13 protein-coding genes are annotated in these 10,521 nt (G+C 33.6%); 1 reads left to right on the plus strand and 12 read right to left on the minus strand.

Annotation, left to right across the window (positions count from 1 at the left end; all coding sequences use genetic code 11):
- Window positions 1–237 precede the first annotated feature (237 nt).
- The 12 genes from ABUA27_RS10415 to ABUA27_RS10465 all read right to left on the minus strand — a co-directional run bounded on the left by ABUA27_RS10415 (window position 238) and on the right by ABUA27_RS10465 (window position 8,628).
- A complete protein-coding gene (locus ABUA27_RS10415) occupies window positions 238–408 on the minus strand; it encodes a hypothetical protein (protein WP_192924030.1) in 171 nt (56 codons plus the stop codon).
- Window positions 401–940 (minus strand): flavodoxin family protein, encoded by a 540-nt coding sequence (locus ABUA27_RS10420; protein ID WP_129981672.1) that lies wholly within the window; start codon window positions 938–940, stop codon window positions 401–403. The genes ABUA27_RS10415 and ABUA27_RS10420 overlap by 8 nt, the downstream gene beginning before the upstream one ends.
- 64 nt (window positions 941–1,004) lie before the next feature.
- A complete protein-coding gene (locus tag ABUA27_RS12710; RefSeq protein ID WP_502879704.1) occupies window positions 1,005–1,298 on the minus strand; it encodes a DUF2651 family protein in 294 nt (97 codons plus the stop codon).
- A gap of 260 nt (window positions 1,299–1,558) precedes the next feature.
- Window positions 1,559–1,960 (minus strand): arsenate reductase ArsC, encoded by a 402-nt coding sequence (locus ABUA27_RS10425; RefSeq protein WP_349820666.1) that lies wholly within the window; start codon window positions 1,958–1,960, stop codon window positions 1,559–1,561.
- On the minus strand, window positions 1,953–2,507 hold the full coding sequence (locus tag ABUA27_RS10430) for a DUF5714 domain-containing protein (protein ID WP_129981669.1): 555 nt from the start codon (window positions 2,505–2,507) through the stop codon (window positions 1,953–1,955). Before ABUA27_RS10430 ends, ABUA27_RS10425 begins: the two co-directional genes overlap by 8 nt.
- 232 nt (window positions 2,508–2,739) lie before the next feature.
- Window positions 2,740–3,384 (minus strand): cupin domain-containing protein, encoded by a 645-nt coding sequence (locus tag ABUA27_RS10435; RefSeq protein ID WP_349820667.1) that lies wholly within the window; start codon window positions 3,382–3,384, stop codon window positions 2,740–2,742.
- Window positions 3,377–4,021, minus strand: coding sequence for a GyrI-like domain-containing protein (locus ABUA27_RS10440; RefSeq protein ID WP_129981667.1), 645 nt, complete (start codon window positions 4,019–4,021; stop codon window positions 3,377–3,379). The genes ABUA27_RS10435 and ABUA27_RS10440 overlap by 8 nt, the downstream gene beginning before the upstream one ends.
- Window positions 4,022–4,036: 15 nt before the next feature.
- On the minus strand, window positions 4,037–4,939 hold the full coding sequence (locus ABUA27_RS10445; protein WP_129981666.1) for an alpha/beta fold hydrolase: 903 nt from the start codon (window positions 4,937–4,939) through the stop codon (window positions 4,037–4,039).
- Between the two features lie 77 nt (window positions 4,940–5,016).
- Complete coding sequence (locus tag ABUA27_RS10450) at window positions 5,017–5,721, minus strand: TraX family protein (RefSeq protein WP_129981665.1); 705 nt, start codon at window positions 5,719–5,721, stop codon at window positions 5,017–5,019.
- Window positions 5,722–5,957: 236 nt separating this feature from the next.
- Window positions 5,958–7,022: a beta-aspartyl-peptidase gene (gene iadA / locus ABUA27_RS10455; RefSeq protein WP_349820668.1), complete on the minus strand. Its 1,065-nt coding sequence runs from the start codon at window positions 7,020–7,022 to the stop codon at window positions 5,958–5,960.
- A gap of 116 nt (window positions 7,023–7,138) precedes the next feature.
- Window positions 7,139–7,369: a hypothetical protein gene (locus tag ABUA27_RS10460; protein WP_129982371.1), complete on the minus strand. Its 231-nt coding sequence runs from the start codon at window positions 7,367–7,369 to the stop codon at window positions 7,139–7,141.
- Window positions 7,370–7,638: 269 nt separating this feature from the next.
- Window positions 7,639–8,628 carry a virulence RhuM family protein gene (locus ABUA27_RS10465; protein WP_349820669.1) on the minus strand — a complete coding sequence of 330 codons (990 nt, stop codon included), beginning with the start codon at window positions 8,626–8,628 and terminating at the stop codon, window positions 7,639–7,641.
- A 124-nt stretch (window positions 8,629–8,752) separates the two neighbouring features.
- On the opposite strand from ABUA27_RS10465, the gene ABUA27_RS10470 reads away from it, so the two are divergent.
- The gene (locus ABUA27_RS10470; protein ID WP_202976646.1) at window positions 8,753–10,249 is read left to right on the plus strand and encodes a DUF1846 domain-containing protein; all 1,497 of its coding nucleotides are present in this window, start codon (window positions 8,753–8,755) and stop codon (window positions 10,247–10,249) included.
- Window positions 10,250–10,521: the final 272 nt, after the last annotated feature.

Below are 10,521 nucleotides of genomic sequence, written 5' to 3' on the forward strand. Positions count from 1 at the left end.
TTGGAATAAAGGACGATTAAATCACATTTTCGATTTAATCGTCCTTTTTAGGTACACTATATAATTTGGCGCTTACGTTATAACTAACAAAAAAACATGAACATCATGTGTTCATGCTTATTGTTCTTCATCTAATTGTCTTATACCTTTACCATTCTTACGCACTCCTGCCTGCCCAATATAGACAATACCTTTATTGGTCGCTTCATCTCTCCCAAATAAGAAATAGCTGCCTGTTTATTTTAGTTCATCTTTACTCTTACATTCTTCTAATGAGGTACACGGAATTTTAAAGGCAAGACCTGTCCATTTCGCAAGTGCGCATTTAATAATTGTATCAGTTCCTGCAGGTAAGATAAATGGTGCAGCAATTGTATAATCAAATATCACAATGTCTGCCTTATACATGAGAACCTAGATTATAGGCTTCTTTAAGCTTATCATTACTAGATATATCTCCACCACTAGAGACACCACCACAAAGTACAGTACCTTTAATAGATGTCTTTTCAAAGCAGTCAATCCATCCATTTAGTCCAGTAATAGCTTTTTCAAAGACTTCGTCTCCTTCTTCTGCAGCTGTCGCAAGAAGATATACATCTCTGAACTTATAATCTTTAGAATACATTGGATTGAGACGATCAATAAGAGTTTTCATCTGACCACTCATTTCATAATAATAGATAGGTGTAGCCCATACAACAACATCAGCATAAAGTACACTATCCATAATATCCGTAACATCATCCTTAATGACACAATGTCCTAGTTTTTGACATGCAAGACATCCAATACAGAAACGAATATCTTTATTTTTAAGTGAGATATATTCTACCTCATTTCCAGATTCTTTTGACCCTTCTACAAAACTTTTCGCAAGTAATTCTGAATTACTATTACTTCTCAAACTTGTTGATAATACAACGACTTTTTTACTCATAACATCCTTCCTTTCCTATAAGAATAGCTTAAAGGCTAAAGTGAACTTCAAGGCAAGAGAATTATTATTTTCTTTGAAGTGTTTTACCTAATAGTTCTCCTATGAGAGCAATCATAGAATAGGCAATAACATAGACCCATGCTGAAGTGTTGTAATATATGAATAATGTAGGAATAAACAGAATTGCGACAATAAGAGGGTAAATGAAATCAAATTTATTGCTTAATCCATAAATAATGGAAGTGAACAGTGTTATAAGAGGAATGACAATGAGTAGAATAAATATACCACTTCCTGTATCTTTAATTAATATTGGAATAAGATAGAAAGTAATGAAAATAATGAGATAATAGATCAGTTCTTTTTAATTTTATCCATAATTACATCTCCTTATGATTATACATTACATAAATTAACGTGATTTTTTTTAAATAGAATACACCAATCAGATACAAGACAATTCCAATCAAAAAAGGAATCGAATATAGATAGGCAATTTCAACTGGAGCACTCGTTCCTCCCACTTTAATGTGCTATTCCATATTACAATAGTTATAAGCAACAACAGCACACATAATATGAGAGAGAATAAGCGAGAAATAGTTTTCATAATGAATCCTACAAGTTCATTAAATTATCCTTTAAATCTAATATTTTAGTTTCAATTTGTTTAATAATTTTCACGAATTCTTCATCGATTTTACCTGTAGGATCTTCTAAACCCCTGTTATCATTAAAAGGTCTTCCTACGAAAGGACATCCTACATTACATCCCATAGAAATCGCAATATCTGGTTTTGGGATATCCTTTATAAGTTTAGAGTATTGCGCCTCTTCCATATCTATGCCATACACCTGTTTCATTATACGAACAGCATCTTGATTAATGACCGTTTTTGTTTCTGTTCCTGCAGAATAGCTTTCAAAAACATCAGATGCGAGATAATGTCCTAATGCTTCAGCTATCTGACTCCTACATGAATTATGAACACATATAAATGCAACTTTCTTTTTATCCATAATAAGGACATCTCTCCTTTATACATTGTTTATTCAGTTTTGAATAGTGACAAGATGGATGTTCATATTCTAAAGTAACATCATAATGTGCATTGATATAATCAATCGCATTCTTAAATGAAATCATTGCGTCTCTTTTACAACATCTAGGCCCATTGATTTCACCTAAGTTCTTTAATGCGTTTGAAGTAAATTCCATATGGTCTCCCCAGGTACCATCTAGCGATAATGGTCCTGTATGATCAATGAGTGATAATGCTGCACCAAGTGATGTGACTGCACCGCATACACCCCATAAACCACACATAGCACCAGGCATTCTCAATCCTTCTATCATAATTTTATTTAATGCATCATCTAAATCAATTTCACCACCTGCATTTTTAAATGCAACGAGCAAACATGCTCCATCTAAAATGTGATGTTCTGGTCCATGAATATTGATATAGCCATGATCTACAATTCTTTTAAATATCTGTATAGGGTTGTTTCCTTTTTCTTTCTTTATATCCTTGAGTATTAATTCAGCCTTTTCTTGTATTGTCATGAAAACCTCCTCCTTTATTCCATTATATAGTAAAAGCGACAGAATTTCCCTATCGCCCTAATTATTTCTATTTTTTCTTAGATATGCGGATCATCAAAGGTATTTCAACCCATAACATCGCAATCCACCCTATCAAGTAAGAATAAGGTAAGGCTTCTATTTCAAAGTTCCATATTAAATGAAAAAGTAAAAAACGAGACTACATTGAATCTCGTTCTAGTTAATATATTCATTATTCTAATGTAAGAAGTAATGCCATCTTGAAACGTTTAGATGCTTTGACTGCATGCATGCCACCCTTCGCAAAACAGAAGTTCTCTCCTGCTTTAATGACATGGTCTTTACCCTCATAACTGATGATACCTTCACCATCTAATGCGAAGATGATAGCTTCTCCTGGTGCTGCATGTTCAGTAAGTCCAGTTCCTTCATCAAATGCCATTACTACAAATTTCATCTTATCATTATATACAATATCCATATTGATAATCTTACCTTCTGAATAAGGTAATAGTTCTGCAAGTTTAAATACTTCTCCTGGTTTAATCATTTCGTTCATAATATCTGTCCTCCTAATCATTGCTTCTGTATATATGACACCATCTTTAGTTCTTATACCTATTGGGGTATCAGTGAATGTAATAAAACTTTCCTTTTCTTTAACTACTTTAGTATAGCCATTATTTCCATAGACTTCCAACTGACCTTTCAAGACATAAATCATCTTATAATAAGGATAGATTTCTGCACTTATATCTGTATTTCTTGCGAGTGAGAAATAAGTGAGTGTATCATTTACTACTTTAGAAGTCGTACAGCCTGGTATTGGCTGATTATCCTTTGTGATAGAGAAGACTTCTCCTATTTTTTCATTCATGTCTAACTCCTTTCTTAATGGGATGTCTAATAACTGTTTTCCATTTTTCTGGTGCGACTCTTCTTGCATCAGAAAGATATATTTCATGATGTAGTCTTTCTTTTGAAAGATCATTGATATATCCATTTTCTTCTAGATATTCATCCATAAGTGCAACAGAAACTGGTTCATCATCAAAAGGACCAATATGCATCATCTGTACACATAATCCCTCCTCTATAGTAAGAAATTCTGCACAAGAACAATCCATCTTTTTCTTAATAGAAGCAGTTTCTACTGCCCATTCAAAATCTTTTTTAGTAATAAAGTCTGGTAAACGAATCACTGAAATCCAATTAAAAGTAGATTTATCATCATAATCTATACCTTCAATACCATCCTGCCACCAGAAACCTTCTAGTGGAGGAACCACATATTCAAAGAATCCTTCTATCTTATAATTTGTTTTATAGCTCATCTTAAGTGTATAAGCGACTGCATATAGTACACTAATAGCCTCCTGATAAGCCCCACCTTTCTCATTTGGATCTCCTTGTCCTCTTACCGCAATATAGTTAGCATGAGGGATAGTGACTATCATGGGTTTATTTTTAGGCATGTAGAATTCTTTATATTCTTTCTTAAAATCAAAAGCCATATATTACCTCCTGTATTAATTAGCATAGAAAAAATCTAGAACATCTTTATATACTATTTCTTTATTTGTTTCATTGAGTAGTTCATGTCTTTTATCTTTGTACAGTTTGCTCTTGATATTTTCATAGCCTACTTCTTTTAAAAACTCTTCTAATTCATTAAACTTCTGCTTTCCTTGAATGACTGGATCATCAACACCTGCAATTAAGAATATAGGCAAAGAACTATTTTGAGGAATCCAATCTTCTTTGATGAAAGCTGATTTTAATAACTGGAAAAGATTCATAAAGCCGCTTGTAGTAAAAGTAAACCCACATAGAGGATCGGTGTTATATTCATACACAGTCTGTAAGTTAGAACAGATCCATTCATTTTCAGTTTTATAGCCTTTGTTGTAGTATCCTACAGATAATCTATTCAGAATCTTATTAGGTTTATGTTCTTTATAAAATAATCCAGTAAGTTTTCCTGCAAATAATGCTAGATCAACAAGTTTATTTTCTGTAGGTGGACCACACAATACAATCTTTTCAATATGCTTTTCATATTTCTTTAGGTAGTTTCTAGAAACCAATGTACCCATACTATGACTAAATATAGAAATATTTAATGTAGGATATCTGTATTTTAAATATTCTGTAACTAGATAAGCATCATCTACAATATATGTTATATCGTTTGTATAGAAATATCCTAAATGTGATGTGTCTTTTACACTTGCACCATGTCCTCTATGATCATGAATGGCACAAATATAGCCTTGTTGTGACAAATAGTTCATAAAGTCATAATAGCGTTCTTTATGTTCAGACATGCCATGTATTAACTGAATAATACCGATAGCCTCTCCTTCTGGTTCAATAATAGCGAGTTCTAGGGGTAATTGATCTCTTTTTGATAAGAGTGTTTCAATAATCATATGTATTTACCTCGTTTCAAGTATATTTTTTGTACAATTTAATACTACAGAATTATTATGAACTTTATATGATGTATCTAAATATGAAGAGTCATTCTTATTATTCCTAAAATAAGCAAATGTACTGGATAGAAGAAATAGTTGAATAACTTATTTTGTCTCCCTCTTTCTCCGTTATAAGTCAGGTTTAAACCAAATCCGAGTAATGCCCATGGTTCCTTAAACATTGACGCATAACAAAATGGTATAGAATAGATATATTTATCATGAAATATATACATGAAATATCCAATAAGTACGGCATGATGTTCATAATCTAATCCTAGATTCATAGCTATAAAACACATAACTGCGACAATGAGGATGGATATAACATACCATAATGGTTTATTCAGTTTCTCTTTTAATACATCTATAATCCATATAATGGCAAGTACAAATGACAGTGTAAGCATGATATTGTTCCAGTTGGGTTCAAAGAACACAGCCGATGTACACATATCAAATGGAACTTCAGAAATGATTCCAAATAGTAAAAGAGTTCCTAAGTATTTCCATTTATTTCTTGTATGGAAGTACCCTTCTATTAATAAAAATATAAATATAGGAAAAGCGATTCTTCCTAAAATATCAAATAGATCACTTATTCTATTAAACAATCCACCATCTAGATTAGGATAGATAATAGCTTTATTGAAATGATCAATCAACATTGAGACAAATGCGATATATTTTAATTTTGCACCTGAGAATATCTTGATTCTCTCTTTTATATTATTCATATGTCTCTTCCTTTCAAATCTATTATACCATAAAAGGCTGATTCACAAAGGAATCAGCACCTGTATGCTAGTATTTTACTCTTTCTCTTATATAAGGACTAAAGTCTATTCCACTCTTACGATCAATGAATGTATTACAGTTGATATTCAAATCTAATAATTCATGTTTATCGACTCTTACTTTCAATCTTAAATCTCTGCTTAATGAGTTTGCAGGTATAAAAAAAAGAAAGAAATTAATCTTTCTTTGTGATGATATGCTTGATTTCATCATCTTTCCAGATAACTAAATCACAATCAAAACCTTCTTTAATAACTCCTGTATTTTTTAAACCTAATACTTGAGCAACATTCTGAGTAAAGAATGGTAAAGCTTTTTCATATCCTAATGCATTCTTTAAAGAAATAAATTCTTTCTTTAAGTTAGAGACTGGTGTAATACCAATTTCTTTGATAGAACCATCTTCATTATATGTAGACCATGAGCCTTGTGCATCACTAGAAATAGTGACTTTAGAAGTATCCTTAAACTGTTTAATGAATTCTAAAATTTTTCCATCACCTTCACATGTTAAGTCAACTGTACCACCCATTTCAGCAAACTTGAGTGCATCTTTAAATAAGTGTGGATTACGACTACAATGTGTAGGCTGGAATAAAGAAACAGGAATATCTGCTCTTTCTAATGCATGAAATACAGGAGTTAATCCTTGTTTTTCATCACCCATATGAAGTGTTAAATTCGCCTGTTTTCCAGCAATTAAACTTGCTGTACGAATTTGAGAAGCTAAACGAACAAGTTCATCATCAGTAATATGACTTGATCTATGATCACTTAAAGCAAGCTTAACACCTAGAATACTATCAATAAATACAATATCATCTTCTACTGAATCAGTGAGCGTATATGTAGGATATGTATAACTTCCTGTTAGAATATAAGTATGGACACCTTTATGACTTAACTCTTTAGCCTTCGCAAATAATTCTTTTGTGTTTCTTGTATAGCCATCTGTACCTAATAATCCAATCACAGTAGTAATACCTGCATCTAGTATTTCATGTGCTTCAATAGGTCTAGCACGAGAAATAAAGCCTGCTTCTCCCCCACCACCAGTAATATGTACATGACGATCAATAAGACCTGGTGTAAGGATACAACCTGTCCCATCAATTGTTTCAATAGAATAAGGATATGTGATATGATCATCTATCTTTTCTATTTTAGAATCTGAAATCAATACGTCTTTGACACCTAAATCTTCTGGTGCATAGACTTGAATGTTTTTAATTAGTTTCATACTTTTTCACCTCAATGAGTATTATATATTAGACAAGTAGGTCATGTCATGTGAATTAGAGATAAAGTGTAAAAACACCTATCAGAAACGGTAGGTGCTCGTCTAATGTTGTGTCATTATTTCTTTGAATCAGTATACAATCCATATCCTAAAAACAAAATACCAATGACCATTGCTATAATGGCTTCTATTGATAGAAATGGTCCTACATATTCTAATCCTTTTTTAAACAGAGAAGCATCTTTTGTAGCAATATTACTCATGAACATAGCAGCTGATATGTATTTTGCAGAAACTAGAATTACGGATATCAGACAGAAAATAACACCAACACCTTTATTATTCATATTAGATCCTCACTTTCTTTGACAACTTAATTATATCATAATGACAAATATAAGAATAAGTTTTCTCATAAAAAATCCAGTTAATATTACAAGCATTTATGCACTTTGATATGCTTACAAATGATTTTCAAAAACTCTATATCAAATACAATCGTTTCTAAATCATGTGCAGCTTGATATATAGCAAAATCACTTACATATGCTGTGAGTGGATCACAATTCATCTCTACATCGTGAACAATTTACTAGAAAATTTTAAAGCAACAATCCTAGTTCTTTGCATTCTCTTTTAGTTCCAAAATATACCTATCAAAATCGGACATAAATAATCTGTCCTGAATGATACGATATTTTTCAAATTCGGTTTCGGCTTTTGCTTTAGCAATCTCTGCAGTTATTTTACCTGCATCCTGAAGAACATCTCTATCATCAGCCATGAGGAATAGATCTAAACGTTTTGACCAATCTTCCATTGTCATTGGAATATAACGCTCTGCACGATCCTCTGCCAAATCAAGATAAGCAGATACAATACGTTCTAGAGAACGCATTTCCTTTTTACTCAAATAATTCTTCGCAATGGTCACATCACTTTTTAGAATCTTACCTTCTGGTGCAGCAGCCCAAGTAGTTAATCCCATATGGGGCTTTTCTGCATCTGCTCGTTCATAAACCAACTCTGCTGCTGTTCGATCGCAATCAAGAGATGTGGCATAGATGTCTGTTATCTTCTGATAGAATCTACGTTCAGAGATACGAATTTCGCGAATCTGTTCAAGCAAACGGTCGAAATACTCTACTGTAAGCACTGATCCACCGTTTTTTAGACGTTCATCATCCATGACCCAACCTTTGATTGTATAGTCCTTAACGATACCATTAGCCCATTTGCGAAACTGTACAGCTCTCTCGTTATTCACTTTGAATCCAACTGCAATAATCATTTGAAGATTGTAGTGCTTTGTATTACGAGTGATTTTACGTGAATCTTCAGTTTGAACTATTAGAAAATTTCGAATAGTTGCGGACTCTTCTAATTCACTATCTGCATAAATCTTCTTAATATGAGCATTTATCGTTGGTAAACTAACGTCATATAATGTGGCCATCATCTTTTGTGTTAACCATATATTCTCATCTTCATAGCGCATTTCAATACTGTTCTGCTGATCACCTACAGAGGCAACATATGTTAAGTATTCTGCTGCACTAGAACGAATTGTTATTTTATCATTTTTCTTTTTACAATTGAGGAACATAAAAAAGATTATAAAAAGATTGTAAACTTCCCATATTCCGTAGTATATTGTTAGACGGTAGTTTTAAATGTTAGTTCAATATAGAATGAACTGTTTAAAAATAAGATTATAGGAAGAGGATAGAATGATGAACATAGGATTTGATAATGAAAAATATTTGCAGATGCAGTCTGCTCATATTCGCGAACGCATTGCTCAATTTGACAACAAGCTCTACCTAGAGTTTGGTGGAAAACTATTTGATGACTTCCATGCATCTCGTGTACTCCCAGGATTCCAGCCGGATTCTAAGATGCGTATGTTAATGCAGCTTAGCGACCAGGCCGAGATTGTGATTGTTATCAGCGCAGAAGATATCGAAAAAAATAAAGTACGTGGAGATCTTGGCATCACTTATGATGTAGATGTCCTTCGTTTGATGTCTATTTTTGAAGAACATGGTCTGTTTGTAGGAAGTGTCGTTATTACAAAGTACAGCGGACAGCAGAGCGCTTCCTTATTTAAAAACAAATTAGAGAAGCTTGGAATTAAGGTATATCTTCATTATCCAATTGAAGGATACCCTTCTAATATTCCACATATTGTCAGTGATGAAGGTTATGGAAAGAATGAGTTTATCGAAACATCTCGTCCACTCATTGTTGTTACTGCACCTGGACCTGGAAGTGGTAAAATGGCAGTCTGTCTTTCCCAGCTCTACCATGAGCATAAAAGAGGCATCTGCGCCGGCTATGCTAAATTCGAAACATTCCCAATTTGGAATATCCCAGTGAAACACCCAGTTAACCTTGCATATGAAGCTGCAACTGCAGATCTGAATGATGTAAATATGATTGATCCTTTCCACCTAGAAGCTTACGGAAAGACTACAGTTAACTATAACCGCGATGTAGAAATCTTCCCAGTACTCAATGCAATGTTCCAGCGTATTTATGGACAAAGCCCTTATAAGTCTCCTACAGACATGGGAGTTAACATGGCCGGAAATTGTATCTGTGATGATGCCGCATGTAGGGATGCTTCTTGTCAGGAAATCATCCGTCGCTACTACGATGCAAGAAGACGCGCTCTTGCTGGCAAATGTTCCGAGGAAGAAGTATATAAAATCGAGATGCTTATGAATCAGGCTGGTATTACGGTCCACGATCGTCCAGTTGTTGACGCTGCTCTTTCTCGTGCAGAAGAAACAGAAGCTCCTGCTGCTGCATTAGAGCTTGCAGACGGCCGCATGATCACAGGTAAGACTACAGATCTCCTTGGTCCTTGCGCAGCACTCCTTTTAAATGCACTCAAAGAGCTTGCTGGTATTCCACACAGTCAGCCAGTCATCTCACCTGCAGCAATTGAACCAATCCAGACTTTAAAAACACAGTATCTTGGAAGCAAAAACCCACGTTTGCATATGGACGAAGTGTTGATTGCATTATCTGTCAGCGCAGCTTCTGATCCAAATGCTCAGAAAGCATTGGAACAGCTTCCTAATCTAAAAGGATGTCAGGCTCATACATCGGTTATGGTCAGCGATGTAGACAGAAAACTATTTATGAAGCTTTCTATCCAGGCAACTTTTGAAGCAAAATATGAAAATAATTCTGTGATTTTTTCTAAAAAAGGTATATAACCCTAAGTAGTCTTCATCTTTTGAAGAAAGAAACAAAAAGAGACTTATCGCAAAAAAAATAAGTCTCTTTTTTGATTTGTTTCTCATACCCAGTCAATCCGACTACCCTTCCCAGTCTTTTTCAAAATAAATTCTGTGTTGATCTGTTCTTTTTGATTCACTGACTTGAGAAGTGATTCATATTATTTGTAAGATCGTAAGCGCCAAATTATATAGTGTACCTAAAAAGGACGATTAAATCGAAAATGTGATTTAATCGTCCTTTATTCCAA

Source organism: Catenibacterium sp. RTP21428st1_D7_RTP21428_210409, assembly GCF_040227455.1.
In the GTDB taxonomy this organism is placed as follows: Bacteria; Bacillota_I; Bacilli_A; order Erysipelotrichales; family Coprobacillaceae; genus Catenibacterium; species Catenibacterium mitsuoka_A.